The organism is Rhodococcus sp. P-2, assembly GCF_016598535.1.
Taxonomy (GTDB): Bacteria; Actinomycetota; Actinomycetes; order Mycobacteriales; family Mycobacteriaceae; genus Rhodococcus_F; species Rhodococcus_F baikonurensis.
In genome coordinates, this window is sequence record NZ_CP066779.1 from 814,984 (window position 1) to 835,096 (window position 20,113).

General features: G+C 62.7%; 18 protein-coding genes. 7 read left to right on the forward strand and 11 right to left on the reverse strand.

The annotated features are described in order from the left end of the window. Positions 1-16: 16 nt before the first annotated feature. Complete coding sequence (locus tag I7X09_RS03880) at positions 17-292, forward strand: DUF1905 domain-containing protein (RefSeq protein ID WP_124566488.1); 276 nt, start codon at positions 17-19, stop codon at positions 290-292. 6 nt (positions 293-298) lie between these two features. Here I7X09_RS03880 and I7X09_RS03885 read toward each other — a convergent pair whose 3' ends face one another. Then, on the reverse strand, positions 299-919 hold the full coding sequence (locus I7X09_RS03885; RefSeq protein WP_095968982.1) for a pentapeptide repeat-containing protein: 621 nt from the start codon (positions 917-919) through the stop codon (positions 299-301). Positions 920-952: 33 nt separating this feature from the next. Beyond that, positions 953-1,633, reverse strand: coding sequence for an excalibur calcium-binding domain-containing protein (locus I7X09_RS03890; protein WP_166810978.1), 681 nt, complete (start codon positions 1,631-1,633; stop codon positions 953-955). 136 nt (positions 1,634-1,769) lie between these two features. On the opposite strand from I7X09_RS03890, the gene I7X09_RS03895 reads away from it, so the two are divergent. Next, positions 1,770-2,234, forward strand: coding sequence for a tRNA (cytidine(34)-2'-O)-methyltransferase (locus I7X09_RS03895; RefSeq protein ID WP_200315653.1), 465 nt, complete (start codon positions 1,770-1,772; stop codon positions 2,232-2,234). 6 nt (positions 2,235-2,240) lie between these two features. Here I7X09_RS03895 and I7X09_RS03900 read toward each other — a convergent pair whose 3' ends face one another. The 3 genes from I7X09_RS03900 to I7X09_RS03910 all read right to left on the reverse strand — a co-directional run bounded on the left by I7X09_RS03900 (position 2,241) and on the right by I7X09_RS03910 (position 8,610). Beyond that, positions 2,241-6,425, reverse strand: a complete 4,185-nt coding sequence (locus tag I7X09_RS03900) for a bifunctional nitrate reductase/sulfite reductase flavoprotein subunit alpha (RefSeq protein WP_200315655.1) — start codon at positions 6,423-6,425, stop codon at positions 2,241-2,243. A 180-nt stretch (positions 6,426-6,605) separates the two neighbouring features. Further along, complete coding sequence (locus I7X09_RS03905; RefSeq protein WP_200315657.1) at positions 6,606-7,439, reverse strand: DUF3626 domain-containing protein; 834 nt, start codon at positions 7,437-7,439, stop codon at positions 6,606-6,608. Between the two features lie 7 nt (positions 7,440-7,446). Next, positions 7,447-8,610, reverse strand: coding sequence for an FAD-dependent oxidoreductase (locus I7X09_RS03910; RefSeq protein ID WP_200315659.1), 1,164 nt, complete (start codon positions 8,608-8,610; stop codon positions 7,447-7,449). 75 nt (positions 8,611-8,685) lie between these two features. Here I7X09_RS03910 and I7X09_RS03915 point away from each other — a divergent pair, with 75 nt between their 5' ends. Then, positions 8,686-9,366: a TetR/AcrR family transcriptional regulator gene (locus tag I7X09_RS03915; protein WP_200317657.1), complete on the forward strand. Its 681-nt coding sequence runs from the start codon at positions 8,686-8,688 to the stop codon at positions 9,364-9,366. A gap of 12 nt (positions 9,367-9,378) precedes the next feature. Here the strand turns inward: I7X09_RS03915 and I7X09_RS03920 are convergent, their stop codons facing one another. Continuing rightward, positions 9,379-10,290, reverse strand: a complete 912-nt coding sequence (locus tag I7X09_RS03920; RefSeq protein WP_019747644.1) for a LysR family transcriptional regulator — start codon at positions 10,288-10,290, stop codon at positions 9,379-9,381. 90 nt (positions 10,291-10,380) lie between these two features. On the opposite strand from I7X09_RS03920, the gene I7X09_RS03925 reads away from it, so the two are divergent. Together I7X09_RS03925 and I7X09_RS03930 are read left to right on the forward strand one after the other, a co-directional pair. Continuing rightward, on the forward strand, positions 10,381-11,466 hold the full coding sequence (locus I7X09_RS03925) for a TDT family transporter (protein ID WP_234036790.1): 1,086 nt from the start codon (positions 10,381-10,383) through the stop codon (positions 11,464-11,466). Positions 11,467-11,540: 74 nt separating this feature from the next. After that, on the forward strand, positions 11,541-12,182 hold the full coding sequence (locus tag I7X09_RS03930) for a dihydrofolate reductase family protein (RefSeq protein WP_200315662.1): 642 nt from the start codon (positions 11,541-11,543) through the stop codon (positions 12,180-12,182). 46 nt (positions 12,183-12,228) lie between these two features. Here the strand turns inward: I7X09_RS03930 and I7X09_RS03935 are convergent, their stop codons facing one another. Further along, on the reverse strand, positions 12,229-12,537 hold the full coding sequence (locus I7X09_RS03935) for a rhodanese-like domain-containing protein (protein WP_095968974.1): 309 nt from the start codon (positions 12,535-12,537) through the stop codon (positions 12,229-12,231). An 84-nt stretch (positions 12,538-12,621) separates the two neighbouring features. Here I7X09_RS03935 and I7X09_RS03940 point away from each other — a divergent pair, with 84 nt between their 5' ends. Both I7X09_RS03940 and I7X09_RS03945 read left to right on the forward strand, forming a co-directional pair. Further along, positions 12,622-13,461 carry a CPBP family intramembrane glutamic endopeptidase gene (locus I7X09_RS03940; protein ID WP_200315664.1) on the forward strand — a complete coding sequence of 280 codons (840 nt, stop codon included), beginning with the start codon at positions 12,622-12,624 and terminating at the stop codon, positions 13,459-13,461. A 31-nt stretch (positions 13,462-13,492) separates the two neighbouring features. Next, the gene (locus I7X09_RS03945) at positions 13,493-14,383 is read left to right on the forward strand and encodes a dienelactone hydrolase family protein (RefSeq protein ID WP_200315666.1); all 891 of its coding nucleotides are present in this window, start codon (positions 13,493-13,495) and stop codon (positions 14,381-14,383) included. Here the strand turns inward: I7X09_RS03945 and I7X09_RS03950 are convergent. The 4 genes from I7X09_RS03950 to I7X09_RS03965 all read right to left on the reverse strand — a co-directional run bounded on the left by I7X09_RS03950 (position 14,370) and on the right by I7X09_RS03965 (position 20,091). After that, complete coding sequence (locus I7X09_RS03950) at positions 14,370-15,377, reverse strand: zinc-dependent alcohol dehydrogenase family protein (protein WP_200315668.1); 1,008 nt, start codon at positions 15,375-15,377, stop codon at positions 14,370-14,372. The two genes, I7X09_RS03945 and I7X09_RS03950, sit on opposite strands and share 14 nt — an antisense overlap. 57 nt (positions 15,378-15,434) lie before the next feature. Beyond that, positions 15,435-16,205, reverse strand: coding sequence for a glucose 1-dehydrogenase (locus tag I7X09_RS03955; RefSeq protein WP_200315670.1), 771 nt, complete (start codon positions 16,203-16,205; stop codon positions 15,435-15,437). 14 nt (positions 16,206-16,219) lie between these two features. Next, a complete protein-coding gene (locus I7X09_RS03960; protein WP_095969264.1) occupies positions 16,220-16,567 on the reverse strand; it encodes a hypothetical protein in 348 nt (115 codons plus the stop codon). A 236-nt stretch (positions 16,568-16,803) separates the two neighbouring features. Continuing rightward, positions 16,804-20,091, reverse strand: a complete 3,288-nt coding sequence (locus tag I7X09_RS03965) for an error-prone DNA polymerase (protein ID WP_200315672.1) — start codon at positions 20,089-20,091, stop codon at positions 16,804-16,806. Between the last annotated feature and the right edge of the window lie 22 nt (positions 20,092-20,113).

Sequence of the window (20,113 nt, forward strand, 5' to 3'; positions counted from 1 at the left end):
CGAGAGGACAGACATCATGTTGCTGGACAAGGAATTCACGGCCACCTTGCAGAAGAGTGACGCCAAGGGTGGGTGGACCTACGTCATCTGGCCGGAGTCCGCCGAGTTCTTCGGCACCCGCGGCCTGGTCAAGGTTCGCGGGACGATCGACGGACATCCGTTCCAGAGTTCGTTCATGGCCTTGGGAGACGGCAACCACAAGCTGCCGGTCAAAGCCGATCTCCGCAAAGCCATCGGCAAGGAGGCGGGCGAACTGGTGACCGTGCACCTCGAGGAGCGCGTGCAGAGCTAGGCGCTACTACTTCATGTCGACGACAAGACCGTGCGCCGACGCATAAGCCACGGCCTGCATCAACTCGATCTGCGCGTTTCCGACAGACGCGGACGTCCACAGACTCGGGTCGATCCGCGCACCGCGCAGGTCTGCACCTTCGAGTTTGAGTCCACCCGTGCGAGCACCGGACAGATCCGCCGACGCCAGAACCGCGCCCCGCATGTCGGCCCGAACCAGGTTCGCTTCACGGAAGCGGCACGAGGTGAAGTCGATCTTCCTCAAGTCCGCCCCGCCCAGTGAGGTCAACGAGAAGTCGACTTCGTCGAGCGTCAACGGCCGGATACGGCAACCGTCGAACGTCGAACCGAGCAGACTGCAGTTTCGGAACGTGCTGTGCCACAGGCTGGTCCGAGCAAAATTGCAGGAGCGAAATGCAGTACCCGTGTGCACGGACTCCCCCAGATCGGTGCCGGTGAAATCACAGTCCGTGAACACCACCGACTCCGTCGTGAGTCCGGTGAGGTCGGCGTCTCGGAAATTGCAGTTGGTGAAAGTGCGCTGACGCCACTTCTGCCCGGCCAGCCGCGCGTCTGAATAGTCTTCGCCGACGACGTCGTCGGATTCTTCGGGGAGCATGACGTCCATACTGCCCCGCCGCACCGACACCGGTTCGACCGCCTAGGTCTCGCAGGCCACGCCGTCACCGTCACGATCGAGCTTGGACGAATAGCCGGGATCGCCGCGGTAGATCGGGGCCGCACCGGCCGCTCGCACCGCTGCGCAGTTGGCGTAATACACCCCTGCATCAGGCACCTTGGCCGGCGGAGGAACGTAGGCGGGTTCCGTTGTTTTCGGCGGCGTGTACGCCGGGGCGGGCGGAACGTACGGCGTAGTCGTGGTCTCCGGGACCTGCGGAACCAGCGGCACTATTGCGACGGTGGTTGTCGTCGGTGGCGGCACGATCGTTGTCGTCGTCGGCAAGAGGGACGAAGTCGTGGTCTTCGTCGTAGACGGGACAGTGGTTTTGGTCGTCGTCGCGGCAGCTGTCGTCGAAGAGGTCGCGGCGGGTGTCGTCGATTCTTCCGACTTGCCCGCTCCCGTTGCCGCGGCTATGGCAACGAGCCCCACGACTGCTGCGCCGGCGATCCACGGCCACTTACGCCGCGTCTTGCCTTCCTCGGCGTTTGTGTCCGGCACCGCCGATCCGGGTGCACCGAAGACCTGAGTGGGAGTGCCGAAAGCCTGAGTGGGTGCGTCGACGCCCTTGGGCCGTGTCTGCGCGGTCCACTGCTGACCGTCCCAGTAACGGTCGATCGTGGGGTCGAAGGGGTCGGGGTTCCAACCGGCGGGAGGGTTCATCAAAATGTCCGTTCTGCGAAGAGTGCCGGAAATAGATTCGCACGAACTGGCCGGTTTGTTACCAATTCGCCCACACTCCTCGCCTGCCCTTCTCACGAACGCGGGCACCGCTGAGCCGCCCGGTACAGTTCCTCGAGTGTTCCGAGTGATGTTCCACGAGCCCCGCATCCCACCCAACACCGGAAACGCGATCCGCATGGTCGCGGGCACCGGTTGCGAACTGCACCTGGTCGGCCCTCTCGGGTTCGACCTGTCGGAGCCGAAGCTCAAGCGCGCAGGCTTGGATTACCACGATCTGGCTACTGTCACGGTCCACGAGAACCTGGCCGCTGCCTGGGACGCCGTCACTCCTGCTCGCGTGTTCGCCTTCACCGCGCACGCGACCACGTCGTATGCCGATATCGCCTACCAACCCGGCGACGTCCTGCTGTTCGGGCCCGAGCCCACCGGACTGTCCGAAGAGGTATTGGCGGACGAACACATCACCGAGCGCCTGCGTATCCCGATGCTTCCCGGACGCCGGTCCCTCAACCTGTCCAACGCTGCCGCCCTCGTGACGTACGAGGCGTGGCGTCAGCACGGGTTCAAGGGCGCCGTCTGATCGACGTCAGTAGACGTCTCGGACGTACCGCTTCTCGGCCGAGAGAGCCTTCACGTACGCCTCCGCACTACGAGGTGCCAGTTTTCCGTGTTGAGCGACCACCCCGTTGAGGGCACTGTCGACGTCCTTGGCCATCCGGTTGGCATCGCCGCAGACGTAGAAGTGGGCGCCCTTCTGCAACCACTCCCACAGCAGCGCACCCCGCTCACGCATCCGGTCCTGCACGTAGACCTTGTCGGCTTGATCCCGGGAAAATGCGAGGTCGAGTTCGGTGAGGAATCCGTCTTTCCGCAATTCTTCGATTTCTTCGCGGTAGTAGAAGTCGGTAGCGGCGTGCTGTTCCCCGAAGAACAGCCAGTTCGGACCCGTGTGCCCCAATGCCCGCCGCTCATGCAGGAAGGCACGGAACGGCGCGATGCCGGTCCCCGGTCCGACCATGATCATCGGGGTCTCGGGATCGGAAGGTGGCCGGAAATGGGTCGACTTCTGCACGTAGATACCGATGTCGTCATCGCGGGCGTGGTCGGCGAGGTAAGTCGAGCACACCCCACGCCGTGGGACACCCGCAATGTTGTATCGCACCGCGGACACCGTCAACTGCACTTCGCGTGGGTTCTCCTTCGGACTGGAAGAGATCGAATACAGCCGCGGCTGAAGCGGTTTGAGTAGCGAGAGCCATTCGTCCGTCGAGGCACGAACGGGCGACTGCGCGAGAATGTCGACGGACTGTCGTCCCCACGACCAGTCTTTGAGCGTGGAGACGTTCTCCGGCTTCAACAACTCGGCCAGGTCCGAATCGCGGGTTCGTTGATGCACGAACCGAATCATGTCGCTCGAGATTCGAGTGATCTCCAAGCGCTCGGTGAGCGCGGTACGCAAAGTCATGGAACCGTGCTGCCCCAAGTCGACGGTCTCCTCACCGTCGAGGCCGGTAAGGGTGAGCCACTCGTCGACGAACGGGGAACTGTTCCGCGGCCAGACTCCGAGAGCGTCTCCGGCTTCGTAACTGACAGTGTCGTCCGGAAGGTGAAAGCCCAACTGCCGCACATCTTTGGAAGAGCCTGGCCGGTTGAGCACGATATTGCGCGTCAAGGCTGTGGCCAACGGCGCCTTCTTGTTGTATTGCAGCGGCGCCGATATCGCCGGTGAAATCGGCATGGCCGCAACGGTTGTCCCAGAATTTTTCTTTGCAACGAGGACGTCGGTCGTCGCGCCAGCTTCCGAGCGCTGAAGTTCAGCCGTGACCGCGTCCAGCCATCCAGCAGCGATGTCCTCGAAATCGGGCTCACAGTCGGCGCGATCGACGATACGACTGGCGCCCAGTTCGGCAAGGCGGGCGTCGAGCTTTCGTCCGTGTCCACAGAAGTCGGCATAGTTCGAGTCACCGAAAGCGATGACTGCATAACGTGTCTCGGCCATGCGGGGCACCGTGTCAGCAGACAATGCGTCCCAGAAACCGCTGCCGTTGTCCGGGGATTCGCCGTCACCGGAGGTACTGGTGATCAGCAGGACCTCTCTGGTAACTGCCAGGTCGGCGGCCTGGAACTCGGCCATCGCGTGCATCACCACGGGCAAGCCGACTCCCCCGAGACGAGCAGCGCAGGCCGCGGCAAACTCCTCCGCGTTTCCGGTCTGCGATGCCCAGAGCACCGCGATCGGCGCGCGTTCCGGCGCAATGCCCGCACTCGATGGCAACGCAGGCCCATCCGTGTCAGGGAGTGCGGTCCGCGAGTACAGGCCGGCCAATACGCCGTCGACCCACATCCTCTTTTCGGTCTCGAACGGCGCAGTCGACGGCAAGGTCGGCACACCGGCAGTACGATCACCGTCCGCACGCAACGCCGCGAGAAGGCCGGCCAGGTAGCTCTGTTGCAGTGCGTCGAATACCACTGCAGGTGTTCCTGTTTGACCGATGACCCCGGCCAGGACATCGGTTCGCGACAAAACCCGATCATCCGGCGCAGGAGCCTCCCGCGGCGACTCGGCGAGCACTGTCTCGGGTGTGTTCACGGCGACCTTCGTCATAGTGACGGCACAGGCTTTGAACTCCGGTTGTTGCGAGGCAGGGTCAATCGCGTCGTTGGTGACGGCGTTGATGGACAGGTACTCACCGAAGGCGTCGTTCCAGTGAAACGGTGCGAAGCAGTTTCCCGGACGCACTCGGTCGGTGATGACGGCCGGAAGCACAGCGCGACCGCGGCGTGAGGCAACCTCGATCGAATCCTGGTCGACGACGCCGAGCCTGGCGGCGTCGTCGGGATGGATCTCGACGAAGGGACCTGGGTTGAGTTTGTTCAGCTTGGCGACCTTGCCGGTCTTGGTCATGGTGTGCCACTGGTGCGCGAGACGACCGGTGTTGAGCAGGAATGGATAGTCGTCGTCGGGCATTTCGGCGGGAAGCATGTGCGGCCTTGCGAAGAACATCGCCCGGCCAGTGGCGGTAGGGAATGCGAGCCGCGGAGTGCTGCCGTCCTCGCGGATCAGGAGCCTTTGACTGACACCGTCATTGAGGTATCGGATGGGATGACGGTCCTGATCACTGTCGGGCGGGCATGGCCACTGAATTGACGTCTTGCGGAGGCGCTCGTAGCTGACGCCGCGCAAGTCGTAGCCGGTCTTCGGATTCCAGAACTGCTTGATCTCCTCGAACACCTCTTCGGCGCAGGTATAGGTGAACGCCTCCCCATACCCCATCTCGCAGGCGATGCGGGCGATGATCTGCCAATCAGGCAGCGCCTGCCCGACCGGATCCAGCGCCTGCTGAAAGAGCGTCAGGTTGCGTTCGGAATTGATCATCACTCCGTCCGACTCTGTCCACAGTGACGCGGGCAGCAGAACATCGGCGTATTCGTTGGTCTCGGTACCCAGGAACGCATCCTGGGTGATGACGAGGTCAGCCTTCTCCAAGCCGTCGATGACGGTCTTGCGGTTGGCTACTGTTGCAACAGGATTGGTGCAGATGATCCAGCACGCCTTGATCTCCCCCGCCGCCATGCGGGAGAACAGGTCGATGGTTCCGCCGCCGATGTCGGTGCGCAGAGAACCCGCCGGGATCCCCCAACGCCCTTCGACGAATTCGCGATCGGCGTCGACCGTCACGGCACGCTGGCCGGGCAAACCTGGCCCCATGTAGCCCAATTCACGCCCGCCCATCGCGTTCGGCTGCCCGGTCAGCGAGAACGGACCGCTGCCGGTCTTGCAGATTGCTCCAGTCGCAAGGTGAAGGTTGCAGATGGCATTGGTGTTCCACGTGCCGTGGGTGCTCTGGTTCAACCCCATGGTCCAACAGCTCATCCAGTTGGCAGCCTCACCGATCCACTGCGCTGCAGTGCGGATGTCGGCTTCGGGGATACCCGTGATCTCACTGACCTTCTCCGGGGTGTACTCCGCGAGGAAACCGGGCATCACCTCCCAGCCTTCGGTGAAGTCGGCGATGAAGTCCGGATCGGTGTGGCCGTTCACGACGAGCAGGTGGAGTAGCCCGTTGAGTAGCGCAAGATCTGTGCCGGGAGCAATCTGCAGGAACAAGTTCGCCTTGTCCGCGGTGGCGCTGCGTCGAGGATCGACGACGATCAACTTCGCGCCTGCCTTGATCCGCTCCTGCATCCGCAAAAAGAGGATCGGATGGCAGTCCGCCATGTTCGCGCCGGTCACGAAGAACACGTCGGCGTGTTCGAAGTCCTGATAGGAACCGGGCGGTCCGTCGGCCCCGAGAGATTGCTTGTAGCCGGTGCCTGCACTCGCCATGCACAACCGGGAATTCGATTCGATCTGATTGGTTCCGATAAAGCCCTTGGCCAGTTTGTTCGACAAGTACTGGGCTTCGAGAGACATCTGCCCGGACACGTACAACGCAAACGCGTCGGGGCCGTGCTCGTCGATGATCCCACGCAGGCGATGGGCGGTTTCGGTGATGACGGCGTCCATGTCCGCGGCTTCGATCGCATCACCTCGGTGTGGACGGCGATATGCAGATTCCATACGCCCCGGACCTGCGAGCATGTCTGCTGTCGTGGTCCCTTTGGTGCACAGACGCCCGAAGTTGGTGGGATGTGTCTTCAGACCGGAAGACTTCGCAGCCTTCCGACGACCCGTCTCCGGATCGGTGATGATGTCGAGGACGAGACCACAGCCGACCCCGCAGTACGCGCAGAGTGTGTCGACACTGGTGGTAGTGAGTTGAGCGCCCATCGATTCATGCATCCCTTCGACCGAGGATCAAGGTCGATTTCCATCTTCGGATGCAGTTGTTTCGGGAGTTCATGCCCGATGTTGCGTAACAATCACTCTTTCCTCACCGTCCCCTTCTGACCGATGTGCGGTCCCGGAACCAGCAGTCGTCGACGGGCGGCGACACGCGAATGCCCAGTTCTAACCCCTGCCGCCGAATCGAGCGATGTAGTGCCAGACCTTCTTGACGCCCTGCGCATCGAAGGACGCACCCCGGGCGAACCCCAGGACGGCAGGCGTCAGTCGCCCGTCGATTGCGATCTCTCGCGCGAGGTCGACGACGGCCGCTCCCCGATATTCGGGATGTTCGGCGACTTCCTCGACGTCGACCGCGTAACCGTCGTGCCACAGCACCGGGCATGGGAGCGAGTGGGCGATCTCTTCGATGCGTGAGCCCCGGTAGCTCGGGTCCAGGACGAGTGCCTCGACGTCGGTTCCGATGTCGACGGCGCCGTGGACGTGCGCCTCGATGTAGTGGTCGAGCGGATCGTCGAACTCGGCGGCTCCTGCGGCGTCGACCAGGCTCATCGCGTCCGCCGTTCCGAAGAGATCAGGCTCGAAGACACTGTCGGGAAAGCAGAAAGTGGTGCGGTCGAGTGTGTGCTCGGCAAGCCGGAAGTAGGACGAGCCGAACCGAGGAGATGCCCCGTACGGATCGGCGGAAAAGTTCAACGATCCGTACTTCGGCCGTTCCGACGGCTCTCTCTCGTCGTAAGCCCCGCCGAATATCCGACTCTCCCAACGCCAACGATCGCCTCCGTGATGCGCCGTCAGTCCGCCGTTGCTGGTTCGAGTCTCGAACTGTGTCACGTAGGTGCCTCGACGTGCGATCGAGGCCAGTGTCAGACCACGTTCAGACGGGAGGTCCGGATGAAAGTGCAACGTCACCCGGTGATTTCGATCCAACGGGGCGCCCTTCGAGAGGCCGCTCACGTGCGCAATCGCGGCAGACGAGGGAGTGGAATCAACAGGCATTCGCCCATTATCCGGATACGGAAGCAGCACCGGTGAAGAAGTCGACCAGTGAATACGGTGCGCCTTCACCGAGGCAGAGATCAAGGATCACGTGCGAGTCCGCGGCCTCGGATGCACTGCGTACAAACATCGCTTCCTCGTAGCCGCTCAGTGCCGCTTCGATGTCGTCGGGGTGCGCGGCGATCGCCCTTCCCAGTTCGGCGCCGTCGAACATGGCCAAGTTCGCGCCCTCACCGGATGGAGCCATCAGGTGTGCCGCATCACCGAGGAGCGTGACCCCGGGCACACGATCCCATCGATGCTCGTCGGGAAGGGCATGGATCGCCCGCGGAATCGGAGCGGTTTCGCCGTCTGTGATCAGTGCAGTGAGTTCCGGTGCCCAACCGTCGAACTCGGCCGCGACCCGCGCTGTCGCAGCGGCAGCGTCGGTGAAATCGATACCGGCAAACCACTCCGCCGTACGGTTCAGCTGGACGTAGGTGTGCACGATGTCCCCCGCCTCTCGATGCGCGGCGATCGCTTGTCCTGGTGCGGGCGCGTACATCGCCCCGTCACCGACTGCCTCGGCTGCAGCCGAATGCTTCTCGTCGACGTCGTACAGATACGTCTCGACGAACGTGGTGCCGACGTATTCGGGCTTCGCATCGGAGAGCAAGGGGCGGATCTTCGACCAGGCACCGTCTGCACCGACGAGGAGGTCGGTAGTCACCGTCGAACCGTCGGCAAAGGTCAGTTCGTGTCGGCCGTCGGCGCGCTCGTCGGCGGTGTTCGGTGAGCCGAGCGAGCGGACACTGTCGACCTTGCGTCCCCATTCGATCGTGCCGTCCGGAAGGGAATCGATCAGGATCCGACGGAGGTCTCCGCGCAGCACCTCAGGACGTGCTCCCGTGCCGTCGTCGGGTTCGTCGAGGAGCACGGTGGCGTGTTGATCGAGTACGCGCGACGCGGCGCCGCCCGCGTGGATGATCGCGCGGAACTCGTCGATGAGGCCGGCAGCCTGGAGCGCCCCCTGGCCATTGTGTTCGTGGATGTCGAGTTGGCCGCCCTGCGTGCGAGCTTCTGCCGACGGTTCCGCCTCGTAGATCTTCGACGGAATTCCGTGAACGTGGAGGACGCGCGCGAGGGTCAGACCGCCGAGGCCCGCCCCGATGATCGTTATCGAGTTGCTCATGTTTGTTTCCTTTCAGCCTTCGGCTGGAACGACGTTCCAATGACCATCTTGGAACGGCGTTCCAGATATGTCAAGATGGTTCGCATGGCGATCAGGAATCAGCGGACCGAACGACGTACGGACGCGCTCTCGAAGGAGCGAATCGTCGAGGCTGCGATCGAGATCCTCGACGACGAGGGCGAAGCTGCGCTGACATTTCGCGCACTCTCCGCACGCCTGGCCACAGGAAGCGGGGCGATTTACTGGCACGTTGCCAACAAGAGCGAACTGCTCACCGCGGCGACCGACGACGTCATCGCCCGCGTGACCACCGAAGGAACCGAAAGCGCAACCCCACGGGAGGCGATCCGGATCATCACTCTCGGTGTGTTCGACGCGATCGACGCGCACCCGTGGGTCGGCACCCAACTGTCTCGCGAGCCGTGGCAATCAGCGGTGATGCAGATCTTCGAGAGTCTGGGTGGGCAACTCCAAGCACTCGGCGTTCCCCAACCGGCACAGTTCGACTGCGCGTCCGCACTCCTGAATTACGTACTCGGCCTCGCCGGCCAGTACGCCGCGGGCGCCCGCCTCCTCCCCCGCGAGACAGACCGATCCGCTTTCCTTTCGACCGTCGCCACACGATGGGAAGAACTCGACCCTGCGAAGTACCCGTTCCTCAATCAGGTGTCGACACAACTGCGCGACCACGACGACCGCGAGCAGTTTCTGGCAGGTATCAATCTCATCCTCGCGGGGATCGACACCGCCAGATAGCAGCCGCAGCCGTCAGCGCGAATGAACAGCGGTGTTGGAACCGAGCGCGATGTCGAGGAAATCCCTTGCTGCACCGCGTAATCCGCGATCTGGATCCCAGACGGCCTGGAGCCGCCTCGGCATCCGCAAGCCGTCGACGTTGACCGCGACCAGTCGCCCGTCCGTCAGATCTGCAGCCACGGCCAGCGACGAGAGAACGGCGGGCGCATTGCCGGCCACTACCGCAGCTTTGACGGCCGTGCACGAAGTGAGCTCGAGCAACGGCGGCACACAATCGGGAACGGCATTCTCGAGCGTCAACCGCGTACCGGACCCTGACTCGCGCTGGATGAGCGGTGTGCGTGCGAGGTCCGCAACCGGAACGGGCACACCATTGGCCCAGTCGTGTCCTGGCGGCACAACCACGACGAGGTGATCACGTGCCACCTCACACGACGCGAGCGCCGACGGCACATCCGGCCCTTCGACAAATCCGATGTCGGCCTGGCCTGCCTGCACTTGAGCAGAGACGTCCGAGGAATTGTGCAAGCTCACCGACGCCACGACGTTGGGGAACTTGTGCCGCATCGCGACCGTCCATCCGGGCACCAGATACTCGGCGATGGTCATGCTGGCGGCAACGGTGACGGCAGCGTCGCGTTCACCGCGAAGTGCCGCAACTCCCGATGCCATTTCCTCGGCACTGACGAGGATGTGACTTGCCCACTCGAGAATCAGACCGCCCTCGGCGGTGGGACGAACACCGGTCGCCGCTCGATCGAAAACCTTGATGCCGAGCTGACGTTCGACCGAACGCACACGGGCGCTGACTGCCTGCTGACTGAGTCCGTGCTCCCGGCCGGCAGCACCCATGCTGCCCAGACGCCCTACGGAAAGCAGGACGTCGAGGGCACTGAGCTCCGGCACCCGAGGGGACAACGACATAGACCAAGATTAGACCCACAAGGCGAGTTTGTGGGCATTCAAGGACAACCGGTCTACCGGTACGAACCGGATGAGACGACAGTGAAATACATGACCACCACCACGAGTCCCACCTTCGCCCACATCACCCCGAACTGGTTCGCGGCAGCGATGGGAACGGGAATCGTCTCGGTGGCCGCCGCTTCGCTCGAACCGGAGATCGAGGGCTTGAAACTGGTCTCCGAGATCTTCTGGGTTCTGGCGGTTCTCGTACTGTGCGCCTTGATCGGAGCATTTGCCACCCATTGGTCACAACATCGATGTCAGGCCCTCGCCTACCTGCACAGCCCCGCGATGTTCCCCTTCTACGGCGCCGTCGCAATGGCACTTCTGACCGTGGGATCCGCAACCGGCATCACCGGCCCGGACTTCCTCGGCCACGACGTGGCGATCACCGTGTCGCTGACACTGTGGACACTCGGCACGGCACTCGGCCTGGTCACCTACGTCGTGATGATGATTCGACTCGTTCGAGATGCCGGGATGGCGACGGCAATGCCGTTCTGGCTCATGCCCGTCGTACCCCCGATGGTCTCGGCCACCACCGGCGCAGCCGTCAGCACCCACATGCCCGAAGGCGCTCCGCGCATCGCGGTACTGGTCTTCTGCTACATCCTGTTCGCTCTGGCGCTGACCGCCGCCATCGGCATTCTGGTAGCCGTCGCCAGGCAGTTCGCACGCAACCACTCGGCGGGCGTCGACGTGATCCCGTTCAATGCCATTCCCTCACTGTGGATTCCGTTGGGCGTGATCGGACAGTCGATCGCAGCATCCAACCTGTTGGCCGCCGCCTCACGGCATGCACTCGGTACCGAGCACGCCGACACCCTGCACGAATTCGGAATCGCATACGGAACCGTCGTCGGAATCATCGGCGTGATCGCGTTTGTCACCGTCACCGTCGTCACCATCCACGCACTGCGCCGCGGCTTGGACTTCTCACTCGGCTGGTGGAGCTTCACTTTTCCCATCGGAGCATGTGCCGTCGGCGCGAATGCATTCGGAGTCGCCACCGGTTCGACGCTGATTCTGGGAATCGCACTTGCCCTGCTGACCGTGCTGATCCCCATCTGGGCAACCGTCGCGGTACGGACCGTCCGCTCGATCCGCAGTGGCGCACTTCCCGCAGCCGCCTGAAATCGCACCGATGAGTTTCGGCTCGCCGTACGGTCTGTACTCACGTAGACCATTGTCGAGAGCGGGAGTACACGGTGAGTCAGTTGCTACGAGTGCAAAATTTCAACATTTCCAGCGACGGAATAGCATGCGGTCCGGACCAGAGTTTCGAGAGCCCGTTCGGCCTCGACCACGGTGAAATGTTTGCGTGGGCGGGAGCTACGGCCAGCTGGCCCAACCGCACCGATCCCGGCGGCAGCCGCGGCCTCGACGACTATTTCACCCGAGACTTCTCCAACAACATCGGTGCCGAAATCATGGGCCGCAACAAATTCGCACCCTACCGCGGCCCTTGGGCGAATCTCGAGTGGCAGGGCTGGTGGGGCGACGAGCCACCGTTCCACACCCCGGTATTCGTCTTGACCCACCACGTGCGGCCGTCGTTCACACTCTCGGACACGACATTCCACTTCGTCGACGCCGACCCGGCGACGGCCCTCGAGCAGGCACGTGAGGCGGCGCAGGGCAAGGACGTTCGACTTGGCGGCGGAGTGAGCACTATCCGTGAATTCCTCGACGCCGATCTGGTCGACACGATGCACGTCGCTGTCTCCCCGATCGAATTCGGATCCGGTCTACGCCTGTGGGAGACACCCGACGAATTACGTGATCGCTTCAACCTCGAAATCGTGCCGAGCCCGAGCGGCGTGACGCATCACCTGTTCTGGCGAAAGTGACCTGTTGGGGCAGCGCCGAATGCGGGGCTGCCCCAACAGCTACGCCCTATTCCCCGGTCTCGACCTGACGACCCGACTGGTACCACGCCATCGTTCCACCGGCCACCGAAACGGCATTGATGCCACGGGCCTGGAGATATTCAGCGGCTTGCAAGCTCCGTCCCCCGACGGCGCAGATGATGTACACCGTTTCTGCGTCCGGGATCTCGCCGACGCGAGCGACGAACTCGCTGAGCGGAATGAGCGACGCACCCGGAACGCGCACCTGAGCGAACTCGTCGGCCTCACGGACGTCGATCAACGGCTCACCCGCCGCCAGCGCCGCGTCCAGTGCATTCAAGTCGACTTCCAACATTTTTCTGCGTCCTGCCTTCGTGTTCGCTGCTGTCCGAATAGACGGTACCGCGTGTTTTCCTGCGGCTCCCTTTACGATCTGACAATGACCAATACCGTTCCCGAAAAGTCGGGTTTTTGGAGTCGCCCGTCCTTGTGGAAGTTGCTCTCGGTGATCGTCGCCTATTTGGCCTTCTACCTCGCCGTCGGGCAGGTTAGCTCGCGGGTTTTTGCCGACCAGATCGACACGGACAACGTTGTCGCAAGCGCTTCCAGCATCATCTTCGGCGTCGCATTGCCTATCGCGATCGGCGCAATCGCACTGCTGATCTTCGCGACCAAGCTGGGCTGGCTGCGCGACATCTTCGGACCACAACCCATACGCGGGCGCGGGTGGATGTGGATCGGCCCGATTATCGTGGTCGCCGCCATCGCTGCACACCTGGTCGGAACGGATTGGAACGAGTGGTCGACCGGGGAGATCGTTTCCCTGATCGCTCTCGGTGTGTGCGTGGGGCTCGCGGAAGAACTGCTCACCCGAGGTATCGCCGTGAAGATGCTCCGCGACGCCGGCCACCGCGAACGGTTCGTCGCGGTCGTATCGTCCTTGTTGTTCGCGCTCATGCACACCGTGAACTTCATTGCGGGGATGGAACTGGCAACCGTTCTCGGCACAGTCGTCTATACGTTCGGATTCGGCATGTGCATGTACCTGACCATGCGAGTGACGGGGACTATCTGGGCCGCAATCGTGTTGCACGGCCTCACCGACCCCACCACCATTCTCTCGACCGGCGGGTTGGACACGTCCGTGACTACAGAGGTGAGTGGCGGCGCCGCGATCGCGTCCCTCCTGACGGTCCTGTTGATCGCTTTCGGTGTAGTCGCCATATTCCTCATTCGAGGCCGAGTCGGCGAAGACCAGCCCACACACGTCACGGCCTGACGGCTCGAGACGTTCGGACATACTTGTACCCATGCCTTCTCGGACCACACATTCGATCGCCGTCGTGACCGCATCTTTTGTTCTGGCACTATCGGGTGCCGTCACACACGCCAGTGCGGGGGTTCCGGCCGCTCCCGAAGCCGCGACTACCGAATCCATCGCATCGGAGTCGATCAGCGATCTGTACGCAGCCCAGGGTGCGCACGAGGTGGCTGCCGATTCCGTTCCCGGGTACCAACTGTTTTACCCAGCCGACTTGTCCGCTGACGGCAATCGGCTTCCCGTCGTCACCTTCGGCAACGGCAGTTACGCGACTTACGAGGAGTACGAAGCCCTCCTACGTCACCTCGCGTCGTGGGGTTTCGTCGTCGTGGTAGCCGACAGCAGCGTCACCGGAGACGGTACCGAGATCTTGGCTGCCGCCCAGTACATCGTGGATCAGGACACCAACGCGGAAAGCATCTTTCACCAGCGGATCGACACCGACAACATAGCCTCGGTGGGGCACTCGCAGGGTGCAGGCGGCGCGATCAACGCGGCAACTCGGTCGGCGAATCTGATCACCGCCACGGCGGTGCTCGATTTGCCGGACCCATGGTGGGCCTCGCGACCCGTCGACGTGATCGACGTGGCGAAGTTGACCGGGCCGACGTTCTTCATGACCGGCGCCGACGACCCTGTCTCCACCGCCGATCCGCAAGCGGAGTACTTCGACAAAACCGCGGGGCCGGCCGTCCGCGGCAGACTGCTTGGCGTCGGCCACAATTGGGCCGTCGACGGCGAAGGATTCCGGGGTTACCTGACAGCGTGGCTGAGGTTCACCCTCAGCGGCGACCAGACTGCCGCACGTGCGTTTGTCGGCGACTCGGCGGAAATCCTCACCGATCCCCATTGGGACCGCCAAGCAGTCAAGGGTTTGTGATGACGATCTTGCCGTAGGCCCGCCCGGACTTCTGCTGCTCGAAAGCGTCAGCGAGGCGGTCGAGGCTGTAGGAAGAATCTATGACGGGACGAAGCGCGAGGCTTTCCAGACCTGCAACCATTTGCTCCTGATGTGTACGACTGCCCACCAGAACACCTTCGATGGTGACCTGTTTGGTCAGGAGCGAAGTCAGGTCGATCGACGACGAGGGGCCGTTCATGATCCCCAGCGCACAGATCCGCCCGCCGGGTCGCACTGCCACGAGAGATTGACCGAGGGTGGACGGCCCGCCGACGTCGAGGACAAGATCGATTCCGCCGCTGAGCCGCATCGCCTCCGCTCCCCAGTCCGGGCGCTCGCGGTAGTTGACCACGTGATCGGCACCGAGCTCGGTCAATCGAGCCATCTTGTCGGCGGCCGACGAGGTTGCGATCACCTGAGCTCCAACCGCTTTGGCCAGCTGCACGGCAAACAGCGCTACCGTGCTGGTCCCGGGGATCAACACCGTCGAACCTGGGATGATCGGAACGCCGGCAAACAGTGCGCGCCACGCTGACAATCCCGCGGTGGGCAAGGTAGCGGCTTCCTCGTAGGTGTAGTTTCGCGGCATCACTGTCACAGCAGATACCGGCACGGTGACGGTGTCGCGGGCGAACCCGTCGGCACCGTCACCCGGTGAATTTCCGAATCCGTCGAAATCCGGTGCGCCGCTCCGCCAATGCGGCAGATAGGTGCTCATCACGCGATCTCCGACGCTGAACTGCGTTACGCCGTCTCCGACCGCAACGACCTCCCCGGCAGCATCGGACAACAGGATCCGCGGACCGTCGGTGGCTATCTCGCCGGTCGCCACGAGGTAGTCGTGGTGGTTGAGCGAATTCGCGTGGATCGCGATCGTCACTTCGCCCGCGTCCGGCCCTGGCGTCTCGATGGTCCTCGATTCGAGGTTGGTCAATCCTCCGGGCGGAAGTACGTACACGGCGCGGTTGGTCATGGTGTGGATCCTCGCACGAATGATGATTTCGGGTGATGTTCGGAAAGGTGCTGCGGCTCAGAGAAGAGAAGCGGTGAACCCTCCGTCGAGAACCAGACTGCTGCCGTTGCACCACGACGACTGGTCACTGGCAAAGAACACGGCCGCGGCGGCAACTTCCTCGGTCCGGCCGTAGCGCGTCTGCTTCGTGACCATCAAATCGTCGAAGCCGCCGGATTCGAGGCCGAGGGCGTTCTCGAAATCCTGCTGGTGACTCTTGACCAGGTCGGTATCGATGAATCCGGGCAGCAAAGCGTTCGCGCGGATTCCGTGAAAGCGAAGTTCGGCCGAGAGGGTTTCGGTGAGATTGCGAACCGCGGCCTTGGCGGCGGCGTAGCTGCCGATCAACGGCGACCCTGTTGTCGACGAGATCGACGAGATGTTCACGATCGAACCGCCACCGGATGCGACGAGCGCGGGTAACGAATGACGGACGGTCAAGAACACTCCGTCGAGATTGACGGACATGACTTTTCGCCAGTCCTCGAACGAGGTCTCGATCAGTGGAGTTGTGGTGGCGATGCCGGCGTTGGGTACTACTACGTTCAGTCCGCCGAACTCGTCGACCGCTCTGGCGACGAGATCCTTGACCTGCTGTTCGTCGGTAACGTCGGAGGTGACAGCGATCGCCCCGTCGATCGAGTCCGCCACTGCCTGTGCTGCGTCACCGTTGATGTCGGAGACTACGACGCGGGCACCTTCCGCCCCGAATGCCCGGGCGATTGCCGCACCGATGCCTGCGCCTGCGCCGGTGACTATCGCAACTTTGTTCGCGAGAAGATCGGACATGTCAGCGTTCCCCTTCAGCTCTCGGCCGGGACGTAGAAGAGCAATTCGGGACCGGTCTCACCGGTGGTCGCGATGGCCTCGGACATGTCGAGAGTTCCGTCGCCCAAAGCACTTCCCAATGCCTGGGCGGTGCCCGCGAGATCTTCCGTGTCGAGTTGATAGATGCTCAGGTAGCGACGCGCGGGCAATGCCGCCTCGGGCAGCAACTGCACATCCGCGAGAGAGAATCGAGAGGCGGAGACAACCCCGGGCACTCGCTCGACGACCTGCGGAATATGTACGTCGTCGTACCAGCGGTTGAATGCTTCCTCCGAAGACGGATCCGCGGGATGTACGTGTGCGACGAGAATCGCTGTGCTCATGAAGTTCCTCTTCGACTCGAAGTGCTTTGGATTCAGCATGTTTGGAAGGCGACGATATTCACCAGCGAGGCCACAGGCCGTAGCCGTGCCAGGTGATTCGATCGCCGCTCAAGCGACAACCCTAGGGAGCGATTGTGACCCGCGCCATATGCTCGGAGGTCAGAGTTGAGCTCCGCCTTTGTCCTCTCGGCACAAAACTGTGCCCTCGACACAAAACGGTGGGGCAGAATCGGACATCAGCGAAAGTCTCGCGACTTGGCTGTGACTCGCAGATCCATCAGCTGCATCCGGTCTGCCACGACGGTGACAGCGCCTTCTGCATTTTGCACCTTCCCTCGAATAAGCAACGCCGGCGCCGTATTTGCCAGTTTTCGGTACTTTGCCCACAACCCCACCGAACACACGACATTGACCATGCCGGTTTCGTCTTCGAGGTTGATGAACGTGACGCCCGCAGCTGTTGCCGGGCGCTGCCGGTGTGTGACTGCTCCCCCCACCAGCACACGGTCACCGTCCGGGATGTCGAGAAGTCTCGACGCCGGCACCACGCCAAGCGCGTCGAGCTGTGGGCGGAGAAACTGTGTCGGGTAGGTGTCGGGAGATACTCCTGTCGCCCAGACATCCGCTGCCGCCAATTCGACGTCGCTCATTCCGGGCAGGGTGGGAGCTGTGACCGATGCACCGATACCCGGCAAGCGGTCGGGGCGCTCCCCTGCCGCAGCGCCCGCTGCCCACAGCGCTTCTCTACGCGAGATGCCGAAGCTGGCGAGCGCACCGGCGGTCGCCAACGATTCAGCCTGTGCGGTAGTCAGTTCCACCCGGCCGGTCAGATCGAGAAACGACGTGAACGGTCCACCGAGGTCACGCTGTTCGACGATCTTCTCGGCCAGTGCATCGCCGATGTTGCGCACCTCCCCCAATCCCAGCCGAACCTCGAATCCACCTGCCTCGACGGTGGCGTGCGCAAGGCTGACATTGATGTCTGCACCGTGTACCTGCACTCCGTGCCGGCGCGCGTCGGCAACCAACGACTGCGGCGAGTAGAAACCCATGGGCTGCGCGCGCAGAAGTCCGGCGCAGAACGCAGCGGGATGATGGAGTTTGAACCACGAGGAGTAGAAGACCAGCGCGGCAAAACTCTGTGAATGGCTTTCCGGGAAACCGAAATTGGCAAACGCATACAGCTTTTCGTAGATCCGGTCGGCAACCTCGTCGCCGATGCCGTGTAGGTCTCGCATGCCCTGATAGAACCTCGCGCGCAGTTGTTCCATCTTCTCGGTGGAGCGTTTCGATCCCATTGCCCGACGCAATTGATCGGCCTCGGACGGCGTGAAGCCCGCAACGTCGACGGCCATCTGCATCAACTGTTCCTGGAACAGCGGAACCCCCAACGTGCGTTCGAGTGCCTTCTCGAGCGACGGATGGTCGTAGGACACAGGTTCGAGTTTGTTGCGCCGACGAATGTACGGATGCACTGATCCGCCTTGAATCGGCCCCGGACGGATGAGCGCGACTTCGACCACCAGGTCGTAGAAGTTTCGAGGCTTCAGACGCGGCAGTGTCGCCATCTGCGCACGTGATTCCACTTGGAACACCCCCACCGAATCTGCCCGCTGCAGCATCTCGTACACCGCCGTTTCCGACAGATCGAGTTGCGCCAGATCGACTGTGATGCCTTTGTGTTCGGCCACCAGATCCATCATGTAATGCAATGCAGAGAGCATGCCGAGGCCGAGCAGGTCGAACTTGACCAGCCCAGCGGCAGCACAGTCGTCCTTGTCCCACTGCAGGACACTACGATTGGCCATTCGCGCCCACTCCACCGGGCAGACGTCGGCGATAGGACGATCGCAGATGACCATGCCGCCCGAGTGGATACCGAGGTGCCGCGGATAGCCTTCGATCTGCGCCGCCAGTTCGAGTACCGGACGCGGAATATCTGTATCCGCATTCTTGTCGATACCACCCCACCGGCCGACCTGCTTACTCCACGCATCTTGCTGTCCCTGCGAAAAGCCCAGTGCCCGAGCCATGTCCCGCACCGACGACTTTCCTCGATAGGTGATGACATTGGCGACCTGCGCGGCATACGTACGCCCGTACTTCGCGTACACGTGCTGGATCGCCTCTTCCCTACGGTCGGACTCGATGTCCACGTCGATGTCGGGCGGGCCGTCACGTTCGGGCGCAAGAAACCTCTCGAACAACAATTTGTTGCGAACCGGATCGACATTGGTGATGCCGATCGCGTAACACACCGCCGAGTTCGCAGCGGAACCTCTTCCCTGACAGAGGATGTCGTTGTTCTTGCAGAACGACACGATGTCATGCACCACCAGGAAGTATCCGGGAAAGTTCAATCCCTCGATGATGGCAAGTTCATGTTCGAGCTGTTTGTATGCCTTCGGTGCACCTTCCGGCGGTCCGTAGCGTTCCAGCGCCCCCACCATGGTGAGCTCACGCAACCACGACGCCTCGGTATGCCCGGCGGGAACGTCGAACGGTGGCAATTTGGGCGCGATGAGCTTGAGATCGAAAGCGCACTCACGACCAAGATCGGCGGCACCACTGACAGCCTCGGGATAGAGCGAGAACAGTGTCGCCATCTCCGCGCCGGACCGCAGGTGCGCTCCGCCGGTAGGGGCCAACCATCCTGCTGCCTCGTCCAAGCTTTGACGCGACCGCACAGCCGCCATTGCCATGGCGAGGCGTCGACGCGGAGGAGCGGCGAAGTGCGCGGCGGTGGTCGCCACCGTACGTAGTCCATGCTCTCTCGCTAATTCGGCCAGAACGGCATTGCGCTCGTCGTCCTCCGCCAACCCATGATGGGTGAGTTCCACCGACACTCGCTCCGCCCCGAATCGCTCGACCAGATCCAGCAAGGCCTCCGCCGCCGCTTCGCGACCACCCGACGTCAAGGCTTGCCGCACATGACCTTTCCGGCACCCGGTCAGGATCTGCCAGTGGCCACCGGCCGCTTCGGTCAGCACGTCGTAGTCGTACTGCAGTTTGCCCTTCTCGCCGCCCGCCAGATGCGCGGCAGCGATCTCCCGCGAAAGCCGGCGATACCCTTCCTGCCCACGGGCAAGCACCAGGAGGTGTGTTCCACCGGGATCTGCCGTGCCGGTTCTGGGTACCGAGTCCAGAGAAAGCTCAGCTCCGAAGACTGTGCGCATTCCCCATTCACGTGCGGCTTCCGCAAACCTCACCACGCCGTAGAAGCCGTCGTGATCAGTGACGGCGATAGCTTCGAGCCCGAGACGCACTGCTTCCTCGACCAACTCTTCCGGCGGCGATGCGCCGTCGAGGAAACTGAAGGCCGAGTGAGCGTGCAGTTCTGCGTAAGGAACTACACCGGCACCACGGGTGAGCTCGCCCGCGTGATACTCGCCGCGCTTTCTTGACCAGGCGGGGCTGTCACTTCCATCGCCCGGAAACAAATCCTCATGTTCCACACGGCCGGGTCGTCCGGAAAGCACCCGTTCCATCTCGGACCACGTCGGCGGCCCATTTCCCCAACCCACACTGACCTCGCACCTGATCGAG

Coding starts and splice junctions, on each gene's coding strand:
- I7X09_RS03880 (WP_124566488.1), top strand. CDS start 17: ATGTTGCTGGACAAGGAATTCACGGCCACCTTGCAGAAGAGTGACGCC.
- I7X09_RS03885 (WP_095968982.1), bottom strand. CDS start 919: ATGGACGTCATGCTCCCCGAAGAATCCGACGACGTCGTCGGCGAAGAC.
- I7X09_RS03890 (WP_166810978.1), bottom strand. CDS start 1,633: ATGAACCCTCCCGCCGGTTGGAACCCCGACCCCTTCGACCCCACGATC.
- I7X09_RS03900 (WP_200315655.1), bottom strand. CDS start 6,425: ATGGGCGCTCAACTCACTACCACCAGTGTCGACACACTCTGCGCGTAC.
- I7X09_RS03905 (WP_200315657.1), bottom strand. CDS start 7,439: ATGCCTGTTGATTCCACTCCCTCGTCTGCCGCGATTGCGCACGTGAGC.
- I7X09_RS03910 (WP_200315659.1), bottom strand. CDS start 8,610: ATGAGCAACTCGATAACGATCATCGGGGCGGGCCTCGGCGGTCTGACC.
- I7X09_RS03915 (WP_200317657.1), top strand. CDS start 8,686: ATGGTTCGCATGGCGATCAGGAATCAGCGGACCGAACGACGTACGGAC.
- I7X09_RS03920 (WP_019747644.1), bottom strand. CDS start 10,290: ATGTCGTTGTCCCCTCGGGTGCCGGAGCTCAGTGCCCTCGACGTCCTG.
- I7X09_RS03925 (WP_234036790.1), top strand. CDS start 10,381: ATGACCACCACCACGAGTCCCACCTTCGCCCACATCACCCCGAACTGG.
- I7X09_RS03935 (WP_095968974.1), bottom strand. CDS start 12,537: ATGTTGGAAGTCGACTTGAATGCACTGGACGCGGCGCTGGCGGCGGGT.
- I7X09_RS03940 (WP_200315664.1), top strand. CDS start 12,622: ATGACCAATACCGTTCCCGAAAAGTCGGGTTTTTGGAGTCGCCCGTCC.
- I7X09_RS03945 (WP_200315666.1), top strand. CDS start 13,493: ATGCCTTCTCGGACCACACATTCGATCGCCGTCGTGACCGCATCTTTT.
- I7X09_RS03950 (WP_200315668.1), bottom strand. CDS start 15,377: ATGACCAACCGCGCCGTGTACGTACTTCCGCCCGGAGGATTGACCAAC.
- I7X09_RS03955 (WP_200315670.1), bottom strand. CDS start 16,205: ATGTCCGATCTTCTCGCGAACAAAGTTGCGATAGTCACCGGCGCAGGC.
- I7X09_RS03960 (WP_095969264.1), bottom strand. CDS start 16,567: ATGAGCACAGCGATTCTCGTCGCACACGTACATCCCGCGGATCCGTCT.